Genomic DNA, 26555 nt, shown 5'->3' on the forward strand with positions numbered 1-26555 from the left:
ATGGAGATTTCTGAGCTTAAAAACCAAACCATTCTCATAACCGGTGCCGCGGGAAGTATCGGTCGCGAATTGGTTTTAGGCCTGGCGCAATACCAACCCAAGCGACTAATTCTGGTAGATATCTCAGAATTGGGAATGCATAGCTTGCTTCAGGAAATGGCGATCCATTTTCCGCAAGTGAAGTTGAACTACTATTTAGAAAGTATTTGTGATACTGCATTTATTTCGGCTTTATTTCAGAAACAGCACATAGATATCGTCTTTCACGCAGCGGCCTACAAACACGTTTCTTTGATGGAGGAAAATGTGTGTGCAGCAGTTAAAACAAACATCAAAGGCGCCAAATTACTTATTGACACTTCTTGTAAACACAACATCGCGCGTTTCCTGTTTATTTCAACAGACAAGGCGGTCGAGCCCATAAGTGTGATGGGAAAGACTAAAAGGGTTGTCGAAGAATATTTGCTTTTCAAACAGACGGAAACTACCACAACACAGCTTAGTATTTTGCGTTTGTGTAATGTATATGATTCTTCGGGATCCGTGGTTCCTGTGTTTAAAGCGCGTATACAACAACAACTTCCACTAGAAATAAAGGGTAAAGAAGTGCGACGCGCTTTCATTCAGAAGGCCTTGATCCTGGAGCTTGTTTTAAAGCTACTGAAGTTTGAAGATTCCGCAGGTCTTTATATTCCCGGTCAGACAAACCTGTTGACGGTGGAGCGTATTGCTGAAAAACTCTTGAAAGAATATGCCGATACGTCTATTGAAAATTATCCAATAACCTATTTGACACTTCCGGAATATGAAAAGCAAGAAGAACTTTTGTATTCTAGCAGAGAGCAAATCGATGCTTCTTCGGAAGACGTACTAGCAAAAGTATTCACTCCTAAACCAAAATTGAATTTGGAGCGTCTAAAGCATTGCATTCTGGCTGCCGAAGCTTTTGACGGTAAAAAAGCACAGCAGTTTTTAGACGAACTTACAGCTTATGTTTAACTGAACGTAGCTGTTGTATTGCTTATGATTCGGTCGAGGTCTTGCTCGTATTTTCCTGCGAACTTCACTTTTTTCAAATTCTCAACGTGACGCATATGATGCGTGTCTGTGCCAATAAAATCATACATGCCTTCGCTGAGTAATTTCAAAGCGATTTTAGCGATTCCAGGTCCGTAGTAACCGCTTATAGACAGGGCATTCAACTGAAATTTACAGATGTTTTTCAGTTCGTTATAGGTGTCATATTTCGCGTGATAAAACGCATAGCGCTCAGGATGTGCCAAGACAGGGATATAGCCCGAATTACCCACTTTAAAAAGGATCTCTCTAAGATTAACCGGTGGCTGCAAATATGACATTTCAACCAAAACATAATTGTCTTTTAGCGGTAGGATCTGCTTGCTCTCTAAGAGATCTACGAGGCCGGAATCCATCATATATTCTGAAGAAGATCTGATACTGATGTCTTCGTGGCCTTTATCCTTCAAAAAAGTTTTCAGTGTAGTTTCAGCATCTAAAATAGTCTCAGGCGTGTTGGGGTAATAATCACTCATCGTATGCGGGGTGCAAATGAGGTTGGTGATACCTATTTCCTTAAACTGCTTCAATAGCTGAAGGGAATCCTCTGGAGTTTTGGCTCCGTCGTCAATTCCCGGAAGAATATGATTATGGATGTCTGTGAATTCGCCCAGCTTAGATGCTAAGAGTTTTTTCGAACTGAAAATAGAGAACATGTTGGTGAAATTTTGGCAAAAGTAAACATTTATAGGTGGAGATAACGCACGTAGAATCTGGATTAATCTGATTTTATCAACATTGAAGAACGGCGTTTTGATACTCCAAAAAACTTATTGAAAATATAAGGAGCGCTATTCATTTTTGACGTTGTAGAAGCGTTAAAAGATTGCTCCTAATTGAGTATCTTGCCCGGTGATGCGATATACTATACCGTTATATATTCTGTTTTTCTTGTGCCAAAATTTTATAAGTGCTGCGCAAGAATTACCTCCTGTACTCAATTTTACTCCAGAGCAGTACAATGCAGAAAATCAAAATTGGGATATTGCTCAAGGAGAGCAAGCCTTTATTTATGTAGCCAATAATTCTGGATTATTGGAGTATGACGGGGCAAAATGGAATTTATACCCGACGTCTAATAAAACTATTATGCGCTCGGTTGCAGCGCAAAACGGACGCATTTATACCGGTGCGTATATGGAGTTTGGCTATTGGGAACGTGGTAACGACGGTTTGCTCGACTATACTTCGCTAAGCGAGAATGTGACAATTCCGCTTATAGAAGATGAGCAATTTTGGAATATCATCTTGGTAGATAATTTGATTCTTTTTCAGTCTTTAGATCGCATATACAGCTATAATACAGATACCAAGCAATTTCAGATCATCGAATCGACCTCGTCGATTGTGAGGTCTTTTCTGGTGGGGAAATCGGTTTATTTTCAACAAGAAGGCCTGGGGTTGTACCAACTTCAGAATGGCAAGCCGGTTTTGGTTTCTGAGGATGCTGCCTTTTCAGAATATTTGCTGGTGGCGCTGTTTAGTAGAGAAAACAGCTTAATGGCAGTCACTCAAAAACACGGTATTTTTCAATTGAATCCAAACGGGGAAACTTCGTCTTGGCAATACCGTGCGCGTGAAACGATCGCTAATGAAACGGTATATTCAGCCATTCAATTATCAGATCAAACCTTGCTTTTAGGTACTATTTCCAACGGTCTGTACCACCTTGACGCATCAGGAAGTATAAAGTATCAAATCGATCAGGTTTCCGGGCTGTCTAACAATACCGTGTTGAGTCTTTGGGAAGATCAGGAAGCGCACGTGTGGCTCGGTCTTGATAATGGGATCAGCGTAGTCAATACCAATTCTGCATTTAAGGTGTACACCGATTACGACGGAAGTTTGGGAGCCGTTTATGCCGCCAAGAAGCATAACGGGTTTTTGTATTTAGGAACCAACCAAGGTCTTTTTTATAGAAAAGAGGAAGATGCGACCGATGCCTATCAACTCATTCCAGATACGAAGGGGCAGGTGTGGAGTTTACAAGTTATAGGAGATGTTCTTTTTTGTGGTCATCATGAAGGAACTTTCCGCGTAGAGGAGGATCGGGTAATTCCTGAGGCAAAAATCGCCGGGACATGGAATTTGCAACAGCTTTCTCCAGATTTGATTATTCAGGGAAATTACAGCGGACTTTATATTCTAGAACGAACGGAAACAGGATGGCATTTGCGTAATAAACTTGAAGGTTTTGATATTTCAAGCAGGTATTTCGCTTTTAGCGACCCACAGCAGCTTTATGTGAGTCACGAGTATAAGGGTGTTTTTAAACTGAATATTGATAAAGATTTTCAGCGAATAACCGAATCTACATTGTTAGAGCAAATTCCAAAAGGAGCCAAGTCGAGCATATTTGAATATAATAATGAAGTGCTTTATGCCTACGAAGAGGGAATTTTTAGACTGAATAATACAACACAAGTATTTGAAAAGGACAGTATACTTTCTAAGACATTTCTAGAATCGGGAGGATATTCCTCGGGCAAGCTCACCTACGATGCGAGTAATAATAGGCTTTGGGCCTTTAACGCACAGGAGGTGCTTTATTTTGAACCCGGAATCTTGGCAGATCAATTGAAGGTGCGCAGGATCGCATTGCCTTCAAAAACCAGAAAGGATATTCCCGGTTTTGAAAATATCACCTATTTGGGAGCAAACACTTATTTGTTTGGGAATGCGACAGGATATATTCTGTTTGACTTAGATAAGTTTAACGAGGAGACCTATACCATTAGGCTGAGAACCATCAAAAACGGAAAGCCGGAAGGTCGACTCCAAGCCATCGATCAAACCGCTACTCAACCTTTTCATTACCGGAAGAATAGTTTTGTGTTTGATTTTAGCGTGCCGGAATATGAGAAGTTTAGAGCAGTCGTATACCAGTATCGCTTAAAAGGGCTTTATGAGGAATGGACCAATTGGTCTTCTTCTGCCACAGCATTCTTTGAGAACTTACCTTCGGGCACTTATACCTTTGAAGCTCGTGCGCGCATAGGAGATCAATTATCAGAAAATACAATTCAGTATCATTTTACGGTGGCGCGTCCTTGGTATCTATCAGTTGTCGCGATCACGATCTATGGATTGGTGCTTGTTTTGATCTTTATAGGAATTCAGGTGTTCAACCGTAAATTCTATCGAAAGCAAAAAGAACGTCTTATAGAGATCAATCAGCGTAAACTGGAGTTGGCTAATTATGAGAATGAACGCCGAATTATGAAGTTGGAGAATGAGAAGTTACAACAAGATGTAGAAAGCAAGAACAGAGAACTTGCCGCTTCAACGATGAGCATTGTCAAAAAAAATGAATTGCTCAATGCGATCAAGAAGGAATTGGATTCTGATGCGCAAGAGAACGAATTGAAATCGGTGATCAAGATTATCGATAAGAACCTTAATCCTAAAAAAGATTGGGAGTTTTTTAAAGAAGCCTTCAATAATGCAGACAAAGATTTTTTAAAGAAAATCAAAGAGCTGCATCCTAAACTTACGCCCAACGATTTAAAACTATGTGCGTATCTAAGACTCAATTTATCCTCAAAGGAAATTGCACCACTTTTGAATATTTCGGTGAGGAGTGTAGAAATAAAAAGATATCGTTTGCGCAAAAAAATGGAATTAGAGCACGAAGACAGTCTTGTTGAGTATATTCTAGCGGTGTAGTACACCTCATCAATTCTTAAAATCACCTATACATTACCTATACGAAAACGATAGTAATTTAGTTTATAGGTAATTACAGCCTTTACAACATAAAGTTTAACATTCTTCTGAAAGCCTTATAACGAAAGCGTTTGCGATAGAATACATCTGTTATTTCGATTAAAACAGCTTTTGTATATTTTTTGTTGAGGTTGTTTTCTCGAATACGATGTAGTTAAGAGGTAGTTTTGAATTCCAAAACACAATTTATGAAATCAATACTATCCTTGATCTTATTCGGGTTGCTCACCTCGGGGCTCTTCAGCCAGACCGGTACCGATGTGCGCGTTACAGGTACTGTGACAGATATGTCAGGAATGCCATTACCGGGAGTTAATGTAATTGTAAAAGGAACTTCAACGGGTACAAGTACCGATTTTGATGGACTGTTCAGTTTAGATGTTCCGTCTTCGAGTACCTTGGTGTTTTCCTTTTTAGGCTTTCAAACTCAGGAAATAGCCGTGAATGGAGCTGCAGATCTCAATGTACAATTGGTCGAAGATACCAGTACACTAGATGAAGTGGTCGTAGTAGGTTACGGAACACAAAAGAAGAAAGAAATTACCGGTGCGGTAAGTGTTGTAGGTTCTGAAACTATTGAGGAGCAAAACCCTGTGCGGGTAGAACAAGCCTTACAAGGTCGTGTGGCCGGGGTTAATATCAGCTCCAATTCGGGATCGCCGGGTAGTGCTTCTACGATCTCCATTCGTGGTATTTCTACTAATGGTGACAACCGCCCTTTAATTTTGGTTGATGGTGCGGTGATCGAAGATTTGAGTGTGATCAACCCTAACGACATAGAGAGCATCAATGTTTTAAAGGATGCAACTGCCGGTATTTACGGGGTGCGTGCTGCTAACGGTGTGATCTTGATCACAACAAAAGGAGGTCGCAAAAACAGTGATCTGCGTGTGGATGTAGATACCTATGTAGGTTTGCAGGAAACTACGCGTAAACTTCCGGTGCTTAATGCAACCGAATATGGTGTGATTATCAATGAGGCCTACGCAGCAGGAAATCAGGCTCCTCCATTTCCTAATCTTGCAGTTCTTGGGCAGGGAACCAACTGGCAAGATGAGGTCTTTAGACAAGCTTTACTTTCAGATATAAACGCTACCGTTTATGGCGGTAGTGAAAAATCGGCCTATTCTGTTGGTGCAGGCTATTTAGATCAGGATGGTATCGTAGGCGGTGGAGCGGTAAACTTCAATCGCTTTACAGGAAGAGGAAGCTATGATCTGGATATTTTAGAGAATTTGAAATTTTCTTCAACAGCGATCTACACGCATTCTAATAGAAAAACCCTTTCTGAAAATGCTTTGGGTTCTGTATTGTTCAATGCGGTTAATATGGCGCCTACGTTCAGTGTGCGTGATGCCAATGGTGATTTTACGATCGCAAACGGATTGGGGAACGAGGTGATCAACCCTATTGCACAAATCGCGAATACTTTCAATACTAATGAGGTAGATAAGATCACGGGAACAGTAGGACTTTCTTATAATTTCTGGGATCATTTTACGGCAGAATCACGCTATCAGTTTAATTATTCTGAAGTACGTGGGCGTAGTTATTTACCGGCAGGATTGAATTTTGGAGATGGAAAAGTCTTCAACAACCTGGGCGTAAATCAATATTTTGTAAACGACAGTTTCTTTAGAGATTATACATTTGATAACTTTTTAACCTATCAAAATACGTTTGCAGACGATCACAACCTTACCGTTTTATTGGGGATGTCTGCATTCAAGACCAGCGGTGAATTTTACAATTTCACAGGACGAGACGTGCCGGGAACTACTTTTGCCGAAGCTACACTTGACGGCGCAGGCGAGGTTATCGATGCACGTGACATCAGCGGTCCTGCTGAGTTTGACCAGCGTTTACTTTCTTATTTTACGCGTGTTCAGTATAACTACAAGGAGCGTTATTTGCTTTCAGCAGTGTTACGCCGCGATGGTTCTTCAAATTTTGGACCGGAGAATAAATTCGGTTATTTCCCTTCGGCTTCTATCGGTTGGGTAGCCAGTGATGAGCCGTTCTTCGGTTCTAGTGATTTGCTGAACTTTTTAAAACTTAGAGCGAGTTATGGTATTCTAGGTAATGACCGTATTGGAGCTTTCGGATATGTTTCTACGCTTAATGCAGAAGGAACTTATGTGTTTGACAACGAACTCGTAAACGGGGTTGCAGCCGGTCAACTTTCTAATCCTGAAATTAAATGGGAGCGTCAGAAGACTTTTGATGTTGGTTTTGATGCACGCTTATTCAATAATCGCATCGATCTTACGATGGATTATTTCAAACGTCGTACCGATGATTTATTGCTAGTACCTCAGGTTTCGGGAATTTTAGGCGTTTATGCGCCGGGTGCGGGAGCACCTATCGTAAATGCCGGAAGTGTTGAGAACCAAGGTTTAGAATTTTCGGTTTCTTACGATCAGCCTATTGGTGACGATGCCGGATTCAATTTGAGCTACAACTTCACCACGCTTCAAAATGAAGTACTTGAAGTAGGGAATGAAAGCGGATTTATTCCGGGTGGAAGTTTTGGTTTTGGTCAGGAGCCGCCTGCACGTATGCAAGCCGGTTTCCCAATCGGGTATTTCTACGGCTTACAAACCAACGGAATTTTTCAATCTCAGGCAGAAGTTGATGCACACGCAACACAAACCGATGCTACCTTGGGAGATTTACGCTACGTAGATCAAAACGGTGACGGAGTCATTAATGGCGATGATCGTGTGAATATTGGAGATCCTATCCCAGACGTTACAATGGGGCTTAATTTAGGATTCAACTATAAGAATTTTGATTTTACAGCTTACGCATTTGCTTCCATAGGCAATGACATTGTGCGCTCGTATGATCGTAATCAAAACCTGACCAATAAGACCAATTATGTCTTAGACCGTTGGACGGGACCGGGATCTACAAACAGCTATCCACGCGTAACCGTTGGGCCAAATTCTAACCTGTTGTTCTCGGACTTTTACGTAGAAGACGGTTCGTATGTAAGATTACAAAACGTGCAGTTAGGCTATAGTTTAGGAAATGAAGTCTTAGATCAATTAGGCATCAGAAAACTACGTTTTTACTTGGCGGTAACCAATGCGTTTACGCTAACAGAGTATAAAGGATATGATCCTTCAGCTTCTTCGGGAGCGCCTATTGGTGGCGGAATCGACCAAGGATTCTACCCGGTGCCACGTACGTATACTGCAGGAATGAACTTCAAATTTTAAAAGAAGAGCGATGAAAAAATATAATATACAACTTACTTTTTTAAGCCTCTTAGCCGCAGTGCTCATGGTGGCTTGCGGGGACGATTTTGTAGAAGTAGACCCCATCAATGAGAATTCAGAAGATTTTTTCAATTCTGAAGAAGACTATCAGGATGCCTTAGTCGGCGCTTACGATCTGTTACAAGCAACCTATTTGAATGTAATGGTCGGTGAGATCGCTTCAGACAATACCCTTGCCGGTGGCGAGAGCGCTACCGATACGCCGGGAATTCAGGAAATTGACAATATGACCCACACGCCGGTCAATCAGCAACTGCGTGACATTTGGGGATGGATGTTTGCCGGAGTGAATCGTGCAAATTACATTCTGGAGTTTCAGGATAAAATCGATTTTTCAGGAAAAGATCAAATCATAGCGCAAGCCCGTTTTTTACGTGCGTACTATTATTTTGAATTGGTAAAGTGGTTTGGTGACGTGCCGCTAGCGGTAGATCAACGTCTATTATTTGGAGATCAGTTTAATGTAGATCGAACTCCAAGAACAGAAGTGTATGCGCAAATTGAGCAAGACCTCATTTTTGCTGCAGAAACGCTTCCGGCAACACAGGCTGAAGAAGGACGTATCACTAGTGGCGCTGCACGCGCATTGCTAGGAAAAGCCTATTTGTATCAGGATAAATTTACCGAAGCAGCAAGTGCTTTAGATCAGGTGATCGCCGGTCCTTACGACTTGGTAGACGATTATTCCACCATTTTTGAATTAGAAGGTGAGAATAATATTGAGTCGGTTTTTGAAGTGCAATACACCGATAAAGAAGGAGCAGGTTTTGGTTGCTTGCAGTGTAGTGAAGGAAATGTAGCGGTTGGTTTCAACGGAATACGTAATTACAGCGGACCTTTATTTGACTCTGGTTTCAGCTTTAATGTTCCTGTACAGGAAGCTTATGATGCCTTTGAACCGGGAGATAGTCGTCGCGATATCGCTATTTTGAATATCGAAGAATTCGCCGCTGCAAACGGCGCTACGTACAATGAAGGTTACGAGCATACCGGCTTTTATAACCGAAAATACATCGCGCGTAAAGGAGATGCCAATTTGGGAGATGCAAATCTTACCAATCCTAACAATTATCGTTCTATTCGCTTTGCAGATGTCTTGCTTATGGCGGCAGAGGCACACAACCGTAAGGCAAATCCTAACGATGCCTTGGCAAGAGAATACTTAAACCGTGTGCGTCGTCGTGCTTTTGGCGATACCGATCACGACATCGCTGCCAGCGGTGCAACCCTTACCGATTTCATTTACGACGAAAGAAGACTAGAACTCGTAGGAGAAGGACATCGGTTCTTCGACTTGGTACGTACAGGCAGAGCAGCACAAAACATTCCGGGCTTTACACCCAATAAAAACGAATTATTCCCAATCCCTACAATTGAAATTCAGCTGGCTGGAAATCGCTGGGAACAAAATCAAGGATACACTAATTAATACACTAGGATACGATGAAAATTTTAAGATTACTAATAGCATTTTTGGCAGTAGCTCAGGTCTTCACCGCTTGTGAAGATGATGTAGTCACAAATTATGCCTTACAAGAAATATCTGCACCTACCGGTGTAGCGGCAAACTTTGCGATCACTCAGGACGATACCGGGATGGTAACCATTACCCCTGTAGGAGAGGGCGCTTCAACCTTTACCATAGATTTTGGTGTTGAAGGAGAAGCACCGCAAACCATAAATGCCGGAGAAAGTGTAACCTATACTTATACAGAAGGGGAGTATCTCGTGCGTATTACAGCAACAGGAGCTACAGGCTTGACCAGTGAGTTTAATCAGATGATCAATGTGTCGTTTACGGCACCAGAAAATCTGGATTTTGAAACTACCGTAAGTGGTCTTACTGCTGTGGTAACACCAACCGCCGACAATGCGATGATGTATGATGTGTATTTTGGTGCGAGTGAAGATGAAGAACCGGTAAGTATAATGGCAGAAAGTTCGGCTGAATTTACCTATGAAGAACCTGGTGATTATGTGGTACGCGTTGTTGCTAAAGGTGCAAGTGTAAACACGATCGAATTATCAAAAACGGTAACCATCACAGGTGCTGTAGATCCTATGGCGTTGCCGATCACCTTTGATGATCCTACGGTAAATTATGCATTCGTAACCTTTAACGGCGCTTCTTATGAAGTGGTAACCAATCCAGATCTTTCTGGAGCGAACACGACCGAATCTAACGTAGGAGCGATTACAAATTCTGGTGCACAGTATGAAGGTGGAGCATTCACCTTGGGTACTCCGGTTGATTTTAGCGGAGCTAATAAAACCATCACCATGAAATTCTGGTCTGATGTTGAAATACCTGTATTATTGAAATTTGAAGGTGGCGTTAACGGAGAGCGTCAAAACGAGATCACCAAAACCCATACGGGTTCAGGATGGGAAACGCTAAGCTTTGATTTTGCTACCGAGGCTGTAAAAAGTTATATCGACGGAAGCCAAGGTGTGGGTGAACCATTTGTACCTACGGGTCAATATGCAACGATGGTGATTTTTGTTGATGGTCCGGGTACCACTGCAGGAACCTTCTATATCGATGATATTGAACAAATCGGTGGTGCGACAGAGCCTATGATGGCTGCGCCAACTCCAGATGCTGCTGAAGCAGATGTACTTTCGATCTTCAGTGATTCGTATACAGATCCGGCTTCAGTGAACTATTTCCCGAATTGGGGGCAATCAACAACCTATGAGCAAGTAGATCTAGATGGAAACGCTGCAATTAAATATGGAAACGCTAACTATCAAGGGATCGATCTTGGCGGTGAGTACGATGCTTCCGGATACGAATTTGTGCATATCGATGTTTGGTCTGCAGATTATGCGAGCATTCCGTTTTTCATCATTGATACTTCAGGAGAGCGTCCGGTAAATTTAGAGGTTACCGCAGGAGAGTGGACAAGTATCGATATTCCGCTTTCGGCATTTATCGATCAGGGAATTTCGGTAACTAATGTATTCCAATTCAAGTTTGATGTACAGCCAGATACCGGAGGAACCTTCTATATCGACAACCTGTATTTCTATAACGAAGCGGCTGCGGCGCCAGAAAGCCCACAAGCGGCAGCACCGGCACCAACCTTTGACGCAGCAAATGTGATCTCATTATTCAGTGATGCGTATACCGATGAGGCGATGGCAACCTGGAGAACAGATTGGTCTGATGCAACACTTGAAGATATCGCAGTAGCAGGAAATGCGGTAAAGAAATATTCAGCATTAAACTTTGTAGGAGCAGAGCCGGTTAATCAAATTGATGCAAGTGCTATGACGCACTTCAGCACCGATATCTGGACAGGAGATGCGACACAAATCCGTATCAAATTGGTTGATTTTGGAGCTAACGGAACCTATCAAGGAGGAGATGACAGCGAGCACGAGATCGTATTGAATTTCGATAACGGTGACTTCACGCGCAATACGTGGGTGACTTTAGATATTCCATTGGCAGATTTCACCGGACTAACCGCGCAATCTAATATTGCTCAGTTGATCTATTCCGGAGGTCCTGCAGGAGCAACAACGGTTTATGTAGACAACGTATACTTCCATAACTAGGAATTAAATAGTAAGATATCATGAAAACGATAATTCAAATAACATCCTATTGCTTACTGCTGTTTTTAGCAGTAGGCTGTCAGGATGATGACAATACCCTTGAGCAAATCTTGGTACCTCAAAATCTTGAGGTCACTATGGATGTGACAGACGACGGCTCAGGAAACGTAACCTTTACCGCAACGGCAGATAATGCGGTGACCTACAGGTTTGCTTTTCCTGATGGAACCACAGCGGTGGCACCTAGTGGCGTGTACACCAAACGCTTTACAAGAACCGGACTCAACACCTACCAAGTGACGGTAATGGCTTACGGTCAGGGTGGAGTGAACAGTTCAAGGTTGGTAGAAGTTACCGTAGAAAGTGATTTCTCAGATCCTGAAGCGATCGAGTTGTTAACCGGTGGCGGAAGCAAAACCTGGTACTGGGCAGCAAGTGAGCCTAACCATTTGGGTGTTGGTCCTAATAACGACGACCCTACGCAAAACTATTTTTGGGCGTATTTTTCGTTTACAGAGCCTTTTGCGTTAGCAGATATTCCTGCTGCGACATGTGCCTATGATGACGAGTTTATCTTCAGTACCACGACTGGTGAAGATTTGACCTATGAATATGATAATAACGGTGCAAGTTTCTTTAACAGAACCTACGCAAGCGTGGTTAACGGGGAATCACCAGATGATAGCTGCTATGAGTTTGACACGACTGGCGAGCGCGCGGTGAGTTTAGCACCATCAGAGTCTGTAGTTGCCGCAGAGCGTAAGCGCGGTACCACGATGACCATAAGCAATGAAGGTTTTATCGGTTATTATATTGGTACTAATGAATATGAAATTCTATCCCTAACCGAAAACCGCATGCTGCTTAGAGCAGTACAGGGTAACGATCAAGGTTTGGCGTGGTATATCATTTTAACTGCTGAAAAGCCGGTACAGGGTAGCGGACCGCAAGCGGAAGAAGATGACTTTCCAAACCTGGTTTGGTCAGACGAATTTGACACCGACGGTGCTCCCGATCCTGCCAACTGGACCTATGATTTAGGTAACGGCCAGGTAGGCTGGGGAAATAATGAATTGCAATATTATACAGACCGAAGCGAAAATGTAGTGGTTGAAGATGGCGTGTTAAAAATAACTGCGCAACGCGAAAGCTATATGGGATTCGACTTCACTTCGGCACGTTTAAAGTCAGAAGGTTTACAGGAATTTACTTTTGGTCGTTATGAGATCAGAGCCAAATTACCCGAAGGTGTTGGTACCTGGCCTGCGATCTGGATGTTGGGAGCAGATTATCAAACCAATGCGTGGCCGGGAGCCGGAGAGATCGATATTATGGAGCACGTGGGACGCAATCAAAATGAGATTTTATCTACGCTGCATTTCCCCGGGAATTCTGGAGCTAATGGTATTTCTGAGATGACTACCGTTGAAACGGCAAGCAGTGAATTCCACGTGTATGCGGCAGAATGGACCGAGACGCAAATTCGTTTTTATGTAGATGATGCGTTGTATCACATTTTTGAAAACGACGATACCAAGCCTTTTGATAAGGACTTCTTTATGATCTTGAACGTAGCTATGGGTGGAAACCTTGGTGGAGACGTAGATCCTGCTTTTTCTGAGAGCGCTATGGAAGTAGATTATGTACGCGTTTACCAGCGCGATTAATTTGAAACAAAAAACGATGAAACAGTTCAAAATTGTATTGATAACAGTTTTTGCACCGTTATTTGCGTCACAAGCCCAAACCAATGGAATCAACGATTTGGATCCTGTGGTAGAGCACAAAATTGATTCGATTTTAGAATTGATGACGGTAAAGGAAAAGGTTGGGCAAATGGTGCAATACAACGGAAGCTTTGATGTAACCGGTGCGCCTTCAGATATCGATTCAAAAACGAAACTTGAAAAACTCAAGAATGGCGAAGTAGGTTCTATGTTGAATGTACTCACTGCCGAAGCTACTCGTGAAGCGCAGCAGGTCGTGATGGAAAATTCAAGACTGAAGATTCCGTTGCTTTTTGGCTATGACGTGATTCACGGCTATAAAACCATGTTTCCGGTGCCTTTAGGAGAAAGCGCAAGCTGGGATCTGGAAGCGATGGAATTAAGTGCGAGTATCGCGGCTAAAGAAACAGCCGCCGCAGGAGTACACTGGACCTTCGCACCGATGATCGATGTGTCTCGTGATGCACGCTGGGGTCGTATTATGGAAGGTGCCGGTGAAGATCCTTATCTCAATGCGGTGATCGGTGTGGCACGCATTAAAGGTTTTCAGGGCAGCGATTTGACAGATATTAATACCATCGCGGCTTGTGCAAAACACTTTGCTGGTTATGGCTTTGCCGAAGCCGGTAGAGATTATAACACCGTGAACGTTGGAACTTCTGAGTTGCAAAACGCCATTTTAATGCCATTTAAAGCTGCTGCCGAAGCCGGTGTAGCGACCTTTATGAATTCGTTCAACGAGATCGACGGCGTGCCTGCAACGGCATCGACCTACTTACAGCGTGATATTTTAAAAGGCGCTTGGGACTATAAAGGTTTTATGGTTTCAGACTGGGGTTCTATAGCTGAGTTGATTCCGCATGGCTATGCTGAAGATAAAATGCAGGCGGGCGAATTGGCCGTAATCGCCGGTAGCGATATGGATATGGAAGGCCGTGTGTATGAAGAAGCGCTGGAGCCTTTAGTGAATGATAATACAATTGATGAAGCCCTTTTAGATGATGCGGTACGACGCATTTTAAGAGTGAAATTTCAGTTGGGGCTTTTTGAAGATCCTTATAAATACAGCGACACACAACGCGAACAAGAAGTATTGCTCGCAAAAGCGCACCTTGAAGCGGCCCGTGATATCGCACGCAAATCAATCGTATTGCTTAAGAATGAAAATTCGGTTTTACCATTAAGTAAAGCACTAGAAAGCATTGCTGTGATCGGTCCGTTGGCAGATGATAAAGATTCCCCATTAGGGAACTGGCGCGCACAAGCCGATAAGAATTCGGCGGTTTCCGTTTTAGAGGGAATAAAAAATATGGTGGGCGATGCGGTTCAAATCAATTATGCTAAAGGTGCTGATTTAGGAATGGGAGAACGCAGTTTTCTGATGCCATTAGAAATCAATGAAACCGATACTTCCGGCTTTGCTGAAGCGATTGAAGCTGCCAAGAAGTCTGAAGTGGTTGTTATGGTTTTAGGTGAAGATGCTTTTCAAAGCGGGGAAGGCCGCAGTCAAACCGGGATTCAATTGCGAGGTGTTCAGCAGGAATTACTCGATGAGGTGGTCAAAGTAAATACTAACGTGGTTTTGGTATTGATGAATGGCCGTCCCTTAGACATTAGTAAACCAAACGAACAAGTTCCGGCGATCGTAGAAACTTGGTTTTTAGGTTCGCAAGCGGGTAATGCGATTGCAGATGTACTTTTTGGAGCCTATAATCCGTCAGGGAAATTACCGGTTTCTTTTCCACGAAATGTAGGTCAAGAACCTTTATACTATAATCAAAAAAATACAGGAAGACCTGCGAGCGATATGGTGACCTATTCAGGCTATCAAGACAGTTCGCGTGAAGCCCTATTTCCTTTCGGTTTCGGGTTGAGCTATACGACTTTTGAATATGGAGCGATCAGCTTAAGCGCAAGCGAATTTTCAGGGGATGAAAATTTAGAGGTAGCCATTGAATTGACCAACACAGGAACTGTTGCCGGTAAAGAAACAGTACAGCTGTATCTTAGAGATTTGGTTGCTAGCCGTACACGCCCGGTCAAAGAATTACGAGACTTTAAGCAGGTAAGCTTAAAGCCCGGAGAAACCAAAAAAGTGACTTTTGAAATTTCAGCAAAAACTTTAGAGTTCTATACTGCTAATAATACCTGGGAAGCGGAGTCGGGAAGCTTCAAAGTGATGTTGGGAAGCAATTCAAGAGATCTAAAAGAAGCAAGCTTTCAATATAAAAAGTAATGAAAAGAGTTCTAATAGTTATAGCACTAATCAGTTTCGGAGTTCACGCACAAGAACGCAAATTGGTATGGTCTGATGAGTTTAACGGCGATGTCCTGGACCTCACCTCGTGGAATTTTGAACTCGGTGACGGTTGCCCTGATCTTTGTGGTTGGGGAAATAATGAGCGGCAGGTGTATACCAAAGAGAATCATCGTCTGGAAGATGGCAAGTTGATCATTACTGCAAAAAAGGAAGGAGATCGTTACACTTCAACCCGCATTACCACACAAGGCAAACACGAGTTTCAGTATGGAAGAATGGAAGCCCGCGCAAAAGTGGCGTTAGGACAGGGAATCTGGCCTGCATTCTGGATGCTGGGAAGCGATATTAAAGAAGTTGGTTGGCCGGCTTGCGGCGAGATCGATATTCTGGAATACGTGGGCAGAGAAGAAGATATGGTGTATACCACTTTACACGTACCTGCGGGGCACGGCGATACTGCCTTCAGTAAAAAAACGAAGTTTGAAGCTATTGAAGAAGGATACCACGTATATGCAGCAGAATGGTCTCCTGAGCAAATTGAGTTTTTTGTAGATGATCAATCGGTTTTTGTGTTCAGTCCCGAAGATAAAACCAAAGCGGTTTGGCCTTTTGATCAACCGTTCTACTTCATTATTAATCTGGCTATCGGAGGGAACTTCGGCGGTCCCGAAGTTGATGATAGCATCTTTCCGCAAGAATACGCCATAGATTATGTACGGGTCTATGAGCTTGAAGAGTAGTTTAATTTTCATATACATTGTTGTTTGTTTTAAGGTCTTGTGTGATGCGCAAGGCCTTTTTTTATGCAACTTTCTAAGATGATTGAAATACCGAGTATATTTGCAGCTTATGAGTACACTTACTGCGATCACCATACGGCCCGAATTGTTGGAGAATCAGGATTATATTCTTCAACAAGCCTTGGCTAAAGCCAAAATCAAACCGGCAGCGGTTAAGGATTGGGGCATACGCAAGCGCTCTATAGACGCACGGAATAAACCCGTAAAATTGCAATTGCAGATTGAAATCTGGCAGCAGGACGAACAGCGCAAACCTTTAAATCGTTTTGAGCCCAAAGAAGTAAGTTCTGCTCCAAAGATTGCGATTATTGGCGCCGGTCCTGCCGGATTGTATGCAGCTTTACGCGCCATTGAAGCCGGCTTAAAACCCATCGTTTTTGAACGCGGTAAAGATGTGCGCGAACGCCGAAGAGATCTGGCAAAGATCAATAAGGAGCAGCTTGTAAATCCGGAGTCGAATTATTGTTTTGGTGAAGGAGGTGCAGGAACCTATTCTGACGGAAAATTATATACCCGTTCAAAAAAGCGTGGTAATGTGCTTAAAGGATTAGAATGGCTGGTGCATTTTGGAGCGGACGAAGATATTTTGGTAGATGCACACCCGCACATTGGGACTAATAAATTGCCAAAAGTGATTTCCGCGATGCGGGAAGCGATCATCGCTGCCGGTGGAGAAGTGCATTTTAATGCAAAACTCACAGATTTGCGTATTGAAAATAAGGTCTTAAAAGGCATCGAGATCAATAAACAACAGCGATATGCTTTTGATGAGGTGGTCTTGGCTACCGGGCACTCGGCACGGGATATTTTCTATTTATTGCATGAGAAAGGAGTGAAGATCGAAGCCAAACCTTTTGCACTTGGTGTACGCGCAGAACATCAGCAGGAAGTGATCAATTACATTCAATATCACGGAGAAACAGACAATCCCTATTTGCCGCCAGCGGCTTACAGCCTGGTGGAGCAGGTAGACGGGATGGGCGTGTATTCGTTCTGTATGTGCCCGGGTGGGATCATCGCTCCTTGTGCTACCCAACAGGAAGAAGTGGTCACAAACGGCTGGAGTCCTAGTAAACGCAATAATCCGTACGCCAATTCGGGAATTGTGGTTAGCGTTGAGCCTAAAGATTTACCCAATTATACTCCAGACGATCCTTTTGTCAGCTTGAATTTTCAGAAGGAAGTAGAACGTGCCTGCTGGATTGCGGGCGGAAAAACACAGCAAGTGCCGGCACAGCGTATGACCGATTTTGTAAACGGAAGAATAAGCAATGATTTCCCGAAAACGTCCTATCAACCGGGAATCGTGAGTGCCGATTTGAATAAAGTGCTACCAAAATTGATAGCAAACCGACTTAAGAAAGCATTTGTGCTGTTTAATAAGAAAATGCCGGGATACCTTTCCAAAGATGCGGTATTGCACGCGCCCGAAAGTCGCACTTCTTCTCCGGTATCTATTCCCAGAAACCCGGAAACTTTAGAACATATTGAAGTTCAAGGATTGTATCCGTGTGGAGAAGGAGCAGGATATGCCGGCGGAATTATGTCTGCTGCCATCGACGGTATTAACTGTGTAGATGCGATCGCCAAGAAATACCAGTTGGTATAAAATGACAAAGCCCTGCATTAGGCAGAGCTTTGTATGTTTTAAAAGCTGAAAAACAGACTTGATTATTCAGCTTCTGGAGTAGCAACAGCAGCGCTGTCAACTACAACTTCAGCAGGAGCTTCAACAGGAGCCTCTTCTAATACAGGAGCTTCAGGAGTTACTTCCTCCATAGAAGTTTCTTGCATAGCCTCATCAGTAGTTGCTTCTGCAGACTCTCTACAAGAAGAAACAGTGATGAATAAACTCAGTGCGAAACCAGCTAAAATATTGCGTTTCATAGAATGTGATTTATTGCGTTAAAAATGCGAGCGAATGTACTTTAAATTCCAATTCGTGCAACAAAAGCAATACTATTTTTTTGAACTTTTAAAAAACTGAAATTCAATATCTTAATTGTTTTTTGTCAGCGCAATAACACCCTTTAGGCATAAACTTTAGCCAATGACGAGATTTTGGACGCCAGATATTCATCACGCTGAGAAAATTCGACCCATTCCGGATGGATTTTTCTAAACTCGATCAAGGTGTAATTGCGTACGATCTGCTCTAAAAGGATACGCCTAGATTTTTTGAGCGTGGCCAGATTGATTTCTAAACATTGGGAACTGTTAGAAAAACTGATTTGCGTGCGTACAAGAGGATTCCAATAGGTTTTGATAAGTAATACCTCTTCCTGAGAATTGTGAATGTGGGAGAAAAGTTCTTGGATTTGTTGAGCTTCTTCTTCGGTTAGGTTCTGAAGCAGTTGGTTTTGAAAAAACGAACTTTTAAGTACTTGTGTGGTCCTTCTAACGGCGCTATCCACTAGAGGGTTTTTTCCTTGATAGATTAAATTCATAATGGGCAGGTTTGAATTTAGATTTAAAAAATAATTCTTTCATTAGGGTGGAGCTATGGTTGGATTGTTCTAAAAGTACTAAAAACTATAGGTTAATTAACTGTTAATCAATGTTTTTAGTGTATTTTCAACATTTCCTCTTTTAAATCTTTATAATTGATTTATACTCTTAAAGAATTGTAAATCTTTCAATAACAAGCGCGCAGGAAAGGACAGGATGAACAGTCTGGATCAAAACCATAACTTACTTTTCTAATCCAAATGTATAGATGAAAAGAATAAGATTGCTGCTAATGTTCTTGCTTACGCTCCATATAGTAGCGTGTAAACAAAAAAAATCTAGGGAGCAAGCGTTCGCATTAACACGAGACACACTTCAGGTAGAAGCTCCTTTTGGTGCCTACACAATTCAATCTCCAAACTTCGAGAATGCTCCTCGTTTGCTGATTACCGATTTTGGAGCAGACCCTAACAATAAAAAGAAAAATACCGAAGCTATTGCGGCTGCTATTGATAGCGCACATGCAATTGCTGGAGGTACAGTAGTAATTCCTAAAGGAGAGTGGCTCACGGGTAAAATCCATTTTAAAAGCAATGTAAACCTGCATTTAGAAGAAGGAGCGACGTTGCTGTTTTCAGAAGATCCTCAGGATTACCTTCCGGCAGTTTTGAGCACTTGGGAAGGGATGGAATGTTATAATTATTCACCGCTTATCTACGCCTATGAATGTGAAAATATAGCGATAACCGGAAAGGGTAAATTGAAAGCCAAAATGGATACTTGGGAGGTTTGGTTCGCCAGACCCTCAGGACATATGCAAAATCTGAAACGGCTTTATGAGATGGCTTCAAAAGACATTCCGGTAGAAGAGCGACAGATGGTAAACGATTCTGCAAACTTTAGACCTCAGTTTATTCAGTTCAATCGATCTAAACATATTTTGCTTGAGGGGATCGCTATTGAAAATAGTCCGTTTTGGGTAATCCATCCGTATTTATCTTCTGATGTTATTATTAGAGAGGTAAATGTGTTTGCGCACGGTCATAATAATGATGGCGTAGACCCCGAAATGAGTCAGAATGTGTTGATCGAGAATTGTGTTTTTGATCAGGGAGATGATGCTATTGCAGTAAAAGCAGGACGTAATCAAGATGCCTGGCGTTTAAATACACCAGTTAAAAATATCGTAATCCGGGATTGCTCCGTAAAGAACGGACATCAGCTGTTGGCGATCGGGAGCGAACTTTCTGGCGGAGTAGAAAATGTGTATATGGGCAATTGTGAGGTAGCGCCTAATGCAAAGCTCAACCATTTACTATTTATAAAGACCAATGAACGCCGCGGGGGCTATGTAAAGAATATTTATATGGAAGATATCAAAGCGGGAAGAATTGATAAGGGCATCTTAGGGATTGAGACCGATGTGCTCTATCAATGGCGGGATTTGGTACCCACGTATGAGCGCAGGTTAACGCAGATAGAACAGGTGAATATGACCAACATCAAAGCGGCGAATGTCGATTTTGTTTCCCGTATTTTAGGAGAAGAAGAGGCACCGGTTCAAAACATAAGCTTGCGTAAGGTCACTGCCGACACGATTAGAACGGAATCAGAAATACATCAGCATGTAAATGGATTTACAAATACACAGTAAAAGAAAGGTCCTAAAGTAGTCCAACTTCAAAAAGCTCCTGTAACCTGCAGGAGCTTTTTTTGTGTTTTTAAGAGGTTAGCGAATTAATAAAATTGAAGATGGAATATTTTCAAACTGATAATAAAAAGGATTCAAATTATCGATTTAGCAGTAGGCTTGAAAAATTGATAATACCGCTTATAGATTCTGTTAAAATTTTAAGTTTTTAAGCTTTTTTTAAGACATTGAGAAAATAATATCGATTAGTTTAGGGCTTGTCTCTCGTTAGCTTTCCAGAAGTTTTCACCTTTTACAGCACTGTTGTTTTAGCAGAATTTTAAGGTTTGATGGTGCTTGCTGCGTTGAGGGATGTAGTTCATTAATCAAAAACATAAACCGTTTTATGAAAAGAAGAAATTTTGTGCAATTAGCAGGATTGGGAGCGGGAGCCTTAATGTTGCCTACTTCCATGATGGGCACCAATATCGCTGCCGAAGCGCTTTTAGAGCCCGGTCTTGACATTGCAACCAAGAAATCACTGGCCGATGTGGCTTTAAATACGGCACGTTCTCTCGGGGCTTCCTATGCAGATGCGCGTATAGGACGTTACCTCAATCAATATGTATTCACGCGCGAGGATAAAGTACAAAACGTGGTGAATACCGAATCTTTCGGGATCGGTGTGCGTGTGATCGCTAACGGAACCTGGGGATTTGCATCAACCAATGATGTAACCGATGCCGGAATCAAAAAAGCCACGCAGCAGGCGGTTGCTATTGCCAAAGCAAATTCAAAAATTCAAACAGAGCCGGTGACGCTTGCTCCTGTAGAAGCTCACGGCGAAGTAAGCTGGAAGACGCCTATCGTCAAAGACTTTAGAGAAGTTCCGGTTTCTGAAAAGGTAGAACTGCTGCTCGACGCAAATTCAGCGGCGATGAATGCAGGAGCCAACTTTGTGAATTCGGCCTTGTTTATGGTAAATGAGCAAAAGTATTTCGCATCGACAGACGGTTCTTATATCGATCAGGATATTCACCGCATCTGGCCCACCTTTGGCGTTACAGCCATAGACCGTGAAGCCGGGAAATTCAAGTCTCGTGATGCACTCAGTGCGCCGATGGGAATGGGATATGAATATATGGATGGACTGGAAAGCGAAAAGCTGAAGAGTCCTGCCGGATTCAACCTGTATCGCAACAGCTATGATATCATTGAAGATGCGACAACAGCAGCAAAGCAAGCCAAAGAAATGCTTACTGCGGAATCTGTAATGCCTGGTAAATATGATTTGGTTTTAGAACCCAATCACTTAGGCTTGACGATTCACGAGTCGGTAGGGCACCCGCTGGAGCTTGACCGTGTATTGGGTTACGAGGCCAATTATGCAGGAACCAGTTTTGCTACCTTAGATAAATGGAAATCAGGAGACTTTAAATACGGTAGTGATATCGTAAATATCGTTGCCGATAAAACACAAACGCATTCTCTTGGCGCCGTAGGTTATGACGATGAAGGCGTGAAGACCAAGAAATGGGATTTGATCCGTAATGGAACGCTGGTAAATTATGAAGCGATTCGCGATCAGGTAAGCATTCTAGGACAGAATGAATCCCACGGATGTTGTTATGCACAAAGCTGGAATGATGTTCAGTTTCAGCGTATGCCTAACGTTTCACTTGAGCCGGGCAAAGAGCCGTATTCAGTAGAAGAAATGATCAAAGACGTAGAAAAAGGAATCTATATCGCAGGACGCGGTAGTTATTCTATAGACCAGCAGCGCTATAACTTCCAGTTTGGCGGTACGGTATTCTACGAGATAAAAGACGGAAAGATTGTAGGCATGTTGAATGACGTGGCTTATCAATCAAACACGCAGGAATTCTGGAATTCATGTGCAAAGATCTGTGACGAGAAGGATTACCGATTATTCGGGTCGTTCTTTGACGGAAAAGGACAACCTTCACAGGTAAGTGCCGTTTCTCACGGTAGTTCAACGGCGCGTTTCAATGGTGCTAATGTCATCAACACGGGCAGATCGGTCTAACTCTTTTATCTAACAACTAATACAAAGTACAATGGCAATATATACAGAACAAGAAGCACGTGAGATCTTAGAGAAGGCGATGAGCTTTTCTAAGGCTGATGCGTGCGTAATGAATCTTGGCGGAAGCGAGAGCGGCAACATTCGCTATGCGCGTAATACCGTTTCTACCGCCGGCCACCAGTCTAATCAAAGCTTGGCTGTGGTTTCTAGTTTCGGAAAGAAATCAGGAACGGCAACCATAGACGAATTTGACGATGAGTCTCTGGAAAAAGTAGTGCGTCGCTCAGAAGAATTGGCACAGCTTTCACCGGAGAACCCCGAATATATGGAACCTCTAGGGCCACAAACCTATGACAAATCGATTACCTATGTAGAAGCTACGGCAAACGTAACTCCAGAATATCGTGCAGAGGTGGCTGCAAACAGCATTAAACCTGCCGCTGAGCAGGATGTAACGGCTGCCGGGTTTTTAGACGATGGCGCTGGCTTTAGCGCGATGCTCAATTCAAACGGACTGTTCGCTTACAACAAATCGACCAATGTTGATTTTACGGTGACGATGCGTACCAATGATGGTACCGGATCGGGTTGGGTGACGCGAGATTATAACGATATTACCAAGTTTGATGCAGAAGAAGCATCGGCGATCGCAATAGATAAAGCGGTGATGTCGCGCGAGGCGAGAGCGATCGAGCCGGGGCGATATACCGTGATCTTAGAACCTGCTGCAGCAAGTGATCTTTTAGGTAGATTCCGTGGCGCGTTCAACGCACGTACTGCTGATGAAGGCCGAAGCTTTATGTCTAAAGAAGGTGGAGGAACAAAATTGGGAGAGAAAATTGTTGACGAGCGCGTGAACATTTGGTCAGATCCATTGCATCCTGACGTACCTGCTTCTACCTGGAGCGGCGATGGTTTACCACGCAAAAAAACACAATGGATAGAAAACGGAGTCGTAAAAAATCTTGCTTACGATCGCTATTGGGCATCACAGCAAGGTGTTGAGCCGGTACCTTTTGCTGCTAATATGATTATGGAAGGTGGCGATACCTCTTTTGACGAAATGATCAAAAGCACAAAACGCGGAATCTTAGTGACGCGTTTTTGGTATATTCGCTCGGTTGACCCGCAAACCCTCTTGTTTACAGGACTAACCCGCGACGGAACTTTTTATATTGAAAACGGACAGATCAAATATCCGGTGAAGAATTTCCGATTTAACGAGAGTCCGATCATTATGCTCAACAACCTTGAGGCCTTGGGCAAACAGGTACGCGTTAATGGAAATCTCCTTCCGTATATGAAGGTCAGAGACTTTACGTTTACCAGTCTTTCAGACGCGGTTTAAACAAAAAAGCAACTAGAAACTGGTTACTTCTTAAGTAGCCAGTTTTTCTTTTCCTTTAAAAAAGATTGAAGTTTGGCTTTCGCCAAAAATGAAAATAGCAAACCCCTTAAACTCCCATTGAATACCGAATTTTTCTTCACACGATTGCAGTACGAGTCGGGCGACTGGGATGTAGACCAGCGTATGCCTTCCAATTTGCTCAACTCGCTTGTGGAATACACTACGCTTAAGATCAGTACCACCGAAAATATCATCTCGCTAAGTAGCGATGCGATTTTTGAATGTCCGTTTTGTTATATCTCGGGACATAAACTGGTGCAGTTTACACCCAAAGAACGCGAGAATTTTGAGAATTATGTGCGCAACGGTGGTTTTGTATTTGCAGACGATTGCAATCACGATATCGACGGACTCTTTGCAAAATCTTTTGAGCGACAAATGGAAGAGATTTTTGGCCCTGACGAACTCAAAAAAATCCCGAACGATCACGAACTCTATTCTTCCTTCTTTGAATTTGAAGACGGTCCGCCGGCAACCTCTCAGGAGCTCAACGGCTGGGGAGATGACTTGGTGCACGAGTACTTAAAAGCTATTGAGATCAATGGCCGCATCGGGGTGTTGTACAGCAATAAGGACTACGGTTGCGAGTGGGATTATGACTTTAGGAACAAGCGATTTTATAGAATAGACAATACACGATTTGGGGTGAACATTGTGATGTATGCCCTGACCTCATAACTTAAACGTATGGATAACAACTTGGTAAAAATCGAGCAGGAGGTAATGAGCCTTACGGCGAAAATCAAACAGCTCAAACAAGAAATAGGTAAGATCATCATCGGTCAGGAAGAAACGGTCGAGCAGTTGCTGATCACTTTTCTTGCTGGAGGTCACGCCTTGCTGGAAGGGGTTCCCGGGCTGGCAAAAACCTTGATGATACGCACATTGGCACAAGCCATAGATCTGAAATTTAAACGCATTCAGTTTACGCCAGATCTGATGCCCAGCGACATCATAGGAACCGAAATTCTCGAAGAAGATCAAACTACCGGAAAGAAATTCTTTGAGTTCAACAAAGGACCTATTTTCTCAAACATCATCCTTGCCGATGAGATCAACCGTACGCCGCCCAAAACACAGGCGGCCTTGCTCGAGGCCATGCAGGAATTTGAGGTGACTTATTCCGGGAAGACATACGCACTGGATAAACCCTTCTTTATTCTCGCAACGCAAAACCCTATCGAACAATCGGGAACTTTCCCTTTACCGGAAGCACAACAAGACCGTTTCTTGCTCTACATCCGCATCGGTTATCCAACCGAAGCAGAGGAAACCACGATTTTAAAAGCCACAACGAGTTCTAAAAAAGCAAAAGTAGAGTCGGTGCTTAGCGGCGAAGAGATCATACGCTTACAGCAACTTGTACGCGAAGTTCCCATCAGTGACGAACTGATAAGCAAAGTGAGCAAGATCATCAGAGCAACCCGCCCTGAAACGACGAGTGACGAATACGTCAAACAATGGGTGAGTTGGGGTGCAGGTCCACGTGCCGGTCAGGCAATGATCTTAACCGCAAAAGCCAGAGCGCTTTCGCAAGGCCGGCTATCGGTGACTCCGGAGGATTTGAAGTTTGTGGCTTTCCCGGTGTTGCGCCATCGCGTGATCGTTAATTTTAAGGCAGAGGCTGCAAACATTACGACAGATACCGTGACTCAAAAACTATTGGAAACCATTTTATAAATCGGGATGCAAACCAACTATCAAGAACTCCTCAAACCGGAAATCTTACACGAAGTGTCAGGGCTCAGCCTGATCGCTCGGGTGGTTGTTGATGGCTATTTGCAAGGTTTAAATCGCAGTAAAAGTTTGGGTAGCGGGATGGAATTTAGTCAGTACCGCGGCTATGAACCGGGAGATGATCTGCGCTTGCTCGACTGGAAAATGCTGGCACGCTCCGGGAGGTATTATATCAAGCAATCGGAGATCGAATCTCAGGTTTCGGTGAAGTTCATTCTCGACGCAAGTAACTCAATGGCACACCAAGAAGGCGAGCTAACCAAAATGGATTATGCACGGGTTCTAATTGCCAGTCTTTCGTACCTCGCGCATCAACAAGGGGATGAGGTGGGGCTTTTTGCGTTAAGCGAAAACCACTTGACCACCATTTACCCCAAAGCCAGCGTACAGCATTTCAACCGCTTACTCCAGGAATTACTCACGGTAGAAACCACCGGAACCTGGCCGATGAGTGCCATAAGTAATGAGCGCTTACACGAGCGTGGTCGTAAGGAACTTATCTTTTTTATTACTGATATGTATGAGCATAGCGACGAACTTTCAGCATTCATAAAAGCGTTGAAAACGTCGCGGAATGAAGTAGCGGTGTTACAAGTTATGGGGAAAGAAGAGATGAATTTTGATTATAAAGGCACAGTGACTTTTGAAGATCTGGAGACCGGGAGCAAATTGAAAGTTTCAGCAAAGGAGGCCAAGAAGCACTATCTGGAAACCTTGCACAATAAATTCAAACAAACGGAAGAACTGTTGCTCAATCAGGGCATCAGCCATCAGGTATTTACGATGGGCGAACCGCTGGGAGAAACCCTGAATCTGTTCCTCAAAAAACGCATAAATCTCGTTTAAT

18 protein-coding genes are annotated in these 26555 nt (G+C 43.1%); 15 read left to right on the top strand and 3 right to left on the bottom strand.

Going from position 1 to position 26555, the window contains the following annotated elements; all coding sequences use genetic code 11:
• Window positions 1-999, top strand: coding sequence for a UDP-N-acetylglucosamine 4,6-dehydratase (locus WA338_RS09090; RefSeq protein ID WP_272987470.1), 999 nt, complete (start codon window positions 1-3; stop codon window positions 997-999).
• Here WA338_RS09090 and WA338_RS09095 read toward each other — a convergent pair.
• Window positions 996-1733 (bottom strand): tyrosine-protein phosphatase, encoded by a 738-nt coding sequence (locus tag WA338_RS09095; protein WP_272987471.1) that lies wholly within the window; start codon window positions 1731-1733, stop codon window positions 996-998. The genes WA338_RS09090 and WA338_RS09095 overlap by 4 nt on opposite strands.
• Window positions 1734-1932: 199 nt before the next feature.
• Here WA338_RS09095 and WA338_RS09100 point away from each other — a divergent pair, with 199 nt between their 5' ends.
• The 8 genes from WA338_RS09100 to WA338_RS09135 all read left to right on the top strand — a co-directional run bounded on the left by WA338_RS09100 (window position 1933) and on the right by WA338_RS09135 (window position 18047).
• Complete coding sequence (locus tag WA338_RS09100) at window positions 1933-4743, top strand: triple tyrosine motif-containing protein (RefSeq protein ID WP_272987472.1); 2811 nt, start codon at window positions 1933-1935, stop codon at window positions 4741-4743.
• 248 nt (window positions 4744-4991) lie between these two features.
• Window positions 4992-8027 carry a SusC/RagA family TonB-linked outer membrane protein gene (locus tag WA338_RS09105; protein WP_336093115.1) on the top strand — a complete coding sequence of 1012 codons (3036 nt, stop codon included), beginning with the start codon at window positions 4992-4994 and terminating at the stop codon, window positions 8025-8027.
• A gap of 10 nt (window positions 8028-8037) precedes the next feature.
• Complete coding sequence (locus tag WA338_RS09110) at window positions 8038-9516, top strand: RagB/SusD family nutrient uptake outer membrane protein (RefSeq protein ID WP_009779438.1); 1479 nt, start codon at window positions 8038-8040, stop codon at window positions 9514-9516.
• A 14-nt stretch (window positions 9517-9530) separates the two neighbouring features.
• Entirely contained in the window at window positions 9531-11651 is a 2121-nt protein-coding gene (locus tag WA338_RS09115) for a hypothetical protein (RefSeq protein WP_009779439.1), read from the top strand.
• A 20-nt stretch (window positions 11652-11671) separates the two neighbouring features.
• Complete coding sequence (locus WA338_RS09120) at window positions 11672-13318, top strand: family 16 glycosylhydrolase (RefSeq protein WP_272987476.1); 1647 nt, start codon at window positions 11672-11674, stop codon at window positions 13316-13318.
• A gap of 16 nt (window positions 13319-13334) precedes the next feature.
• Entirely contained in the window at window positions 13335-15614 is a 2280-nt protein-coding gene (bglX, locus tag WA338_RS09125) for a beta-glucosidase BglX (RefSeq protein WP_272987478.1), read from the top strand.
• Window positions 15614-16378 carry a glycoside hydrolase family 16 protein gene (locus tag WA338_RS09130; protein WP_009779443.1) on the top strand — a complete coding sequence of 255 codons (765 nt, stop codon included), beginning with the start codon at window positions 15614-15616 and terminating at the stop codon, window positions 16376-16378. The genes bglX and WA338_RS09130 overlap by 1 nt, the downstream gene beginning before the upstream one ends.
• A 109-nt stretch (window positions 16379-16487) precedes the next feature.
• The gene (locus WA338_RS09135; RefSeq protein WP_336093120.1) at window positions 16488-18047 is read left to right on the top strand and encodes an NAD(P)/FAD-dependent oxidoreductase; all 1560 of its coding nucleotides are present in this window, start codon (window positions 16488-16490) and stop codon (window positions 18045-18047) included.
• Window positions 18048-18109: 62 nt separating this feature from the next.
• Here the strand turns inward: WA338_RS09135 and WA338_RS09140 are convergent, their stop codons facing one another.
• Both WA338_RS09140 and WA338_RS09145 read right to left on the bottom strand, forming a co-directional pair.
• The gene (locus WA338_RS09140) at window positions 18110-18325 is read right to left on the bottom strand and encodes a hypothetical protein (RefSeq protein ID WP_336093122.1); all 216 of its coding nucleotides are present in this window, start codon (window positions 18323-18325) and stop codon (window positions 18110-18112) included.
• Window positions 18326-18468: 143 nt separating this feature from the next.
• Window positions 18469-18885 carry a hypothetical protein gene (locus WA338_RS09145; protein WP_272987482.1) on the bottom strand — a complete coding sequence of 139 codons (417 nt, stop codon included), beginning with the start codon at window positions 18883-18885 and terminating at the stop codon, window positions 18469-18471.
• A 269-nt stretch (window positions 18886-19154) separates the two neighbouring features.
• Here WA338_RS09145 and WA338_RS09150 point away from each other — a divergent pair, with 269 nt between their 5' ends.
• From WA338_RS09150 to WA338_RS09175, 6 genes are all read left to right on the top strand, one after another.
• Window positions 19155-20540 carry a glycoside hydrolase family 28 protein gene (locus tag WA338_RS09150; protein ID WP_040532599.1) on the top strand — a complete coding sequence of 462 codons (1386 nt, stop codon included), beginning with the start codon at window positions 19155-19157 and terminating at the stop codon, window positions 20538-20540.
• A gap of 382 nt (window positions 20541-20922) precedes the next feature.
• Window positions 20923-22563 carry a TldD/PmbA family protein gene (locus tag WA338_RS09155; RefSeq protein WP_336093125.1) on the top strand — a complete coding sequence of 547 codons (1641 nt, stop codon included), beginning with the start codon at window positions 20923-20925 and terminating at the stop codon, window positions 22561-22563.
• Window positions 22564-22594: 31 nt separating this feature from the next.
• Window positions 22595-23911, top strand: a complete 1317-nt coding sequence (locus WA338_RS09160; protein WP_336093127.1) for a TldD/PmbA family protein — start codon at window positions 22595-22597, stop codon at window positions 23909-23911.
• Window positions 23912-24028: 117 nt separating this feature from the next.
• The gene (locus WA338_RS09165) at window positions 24029-24649 is read left to right on the top strand and encodes a DUF4159 domain-containing protein (RefSeq protein WP_225599975.1); all 621 of its coding nucleotides are present in this window, start codon (window positions 24029-24031) and stop codon (window positions 24647-24649) included.
• A 9-nt stretch (window positions 24650-24658) separates the two neighbouring features.
• A complete protein-coding gene (locus WA338_RS09170; RefSeq protein WP_336093131.1) occupies window positions 24659-25651 on the top strand; it encodes an AAA family ATPase in 993 nt (330 codons plus the stop codon).
• Between the two features lie 6 nt (window positions 25652-25657).
• The gene (locus WA338_RS09175) at window positions 25658-26554 is read left to right on the top strand and encodes a DUF58 domain-containing protein (protein WP_336093133.1); all 897 of its coding nucleotides are present in this window, start codon (window positions 25658-25660) and stop codon (window positions 26552-26554) included.
• The last annotated feature ends 1 nt before the right edge of the window (window position 26555 follow it).

This window comes from Leeuwenhoekiella sp. CH_XMU1409-2 (assembly GCF_037029365.1).
GTDB classification, from domain to species: domain Bacteria; phylum Bacteroidota; class Bacteroidia; order Flavobacteriales; family Flavobacteriaceae; genus Leeuwenhoekiella; species Leeuwenhoekiella blandensis.

Bases quoted from the DNA above. Each gene is read 5' to 3' on its own strand.
- WA338_RS09090 (WP_272987470.1), top strand. From the start codon at position 1: ATGGAGATTTCTGAGCTTAAAAACCAAACCATTCTCATAACCGGTGCC.
- WA338_RS09095 (WP_272987471.1), bottom strand. From the start codon at position 1,733: ATGTTCTCTATTTTCAGTTCGAAAAAACTCTTAGCATCTAAGCTGGGC.
- WA338_RS09100 (WP_272987472.1), top strand. From the start codon at position 1,933: ATGCGATATACTATACCGTTATATATTCTGTTTTTCTTGTGCCAAAAT.
- WA338_RS09105 (WP_336093115.1), top strand. From the start codon at position 4,992: ATGAAATCAATACTATCCTTGATCTTATTCGGGTTGCTCACCTCGGGG.
- WA338_RS09110 (WP_009779438.1), top strand. From the start codon at position 8,038: ATGAAAAAATATAATATACAACTTACTTTTTTAAGCCTCTTAGCCGCA.
- WA338_RS09115 (WP_009779439.1), top strand. From the start codon at position 9,531: ATGAAAATTTTAAGATTACTAATAGCATTTTTGGCAGTAGCTCAGGTC.
- WA338_RS09120 (WP_272987476.1), top strand. From the start codon at position 11,672: ATGAAAACGATAATTCAAATAACATCCTATTGCTTACTGCTGTTTTTA.
- bglX (WP_272987478.1), top strand. From the start codon at position 13,335: ATGAAACAGTTCAAAATTGTATTGATAACAGTTTTTGCACCGTTATTT.
- WA338_RS09130 (WP_009779443.1), top strand. From the start codon at position 15,614: ATGAAAAGAGTTCTAATAGTTATAGCACTAATCAGTTTCGGAGTTCAC.
- WA338_RS09135 (WP_336093120.1), top strand. From the start codon at position 16,488: ATGAGTACACTTACTGCGATCACCATACGGCCCGAATTGTTGGAGAAT.
- WA338_RS09140 (WP_336093122.1), bottom strand. From the start codon at position 18,325: ATGAAACGCAATATTTTAGCTGGTTTCGCACTGAGTTTATTCATCACT.
- WA338_RS09145 (WP_272987482.1), bottom strand. From the start codon at position 18,885: ATGAATTTAATCTATCAAGGAAAAAACCCTCTAGTGGATAGCGCCGTT.
- WA338_RS09150 (WP_040532599.1), top strand. From the start codon at position 19,155: ATGAAAAGAATAAGATTGCTGCTAATGTTCTTGCTTACGCTCCATATA.
- WA338_RS09155 (WP_336093125.1), top strand. From the start codon at position 20,923: ATGAAAAGAAGAAATTTTGTGCAATTAGCAGGATTGGGAGCGGGAGCC.
- WA338_RS09160 (WP_336093127.1), top strand. From the start codon at position 22,595: ATGGCAATATATACAGAACAAGAAGCACGTGAGATCTTAGAGAAGGCG.
- WA338_RS09170 (WP_336093131.1), top strand. From the start codon at position 24,659: ATGGATAACAACTTGGTAAAAATCGAGCAGGAGGTAATGAGCCTTACG.
- WA338_RS09175 (WP_336093133.1), top strand. From the start codon at position 25,658: ATGCAAACCAACTATCAAGAACTCCTCAAACCGGAAATCTTACACGAA.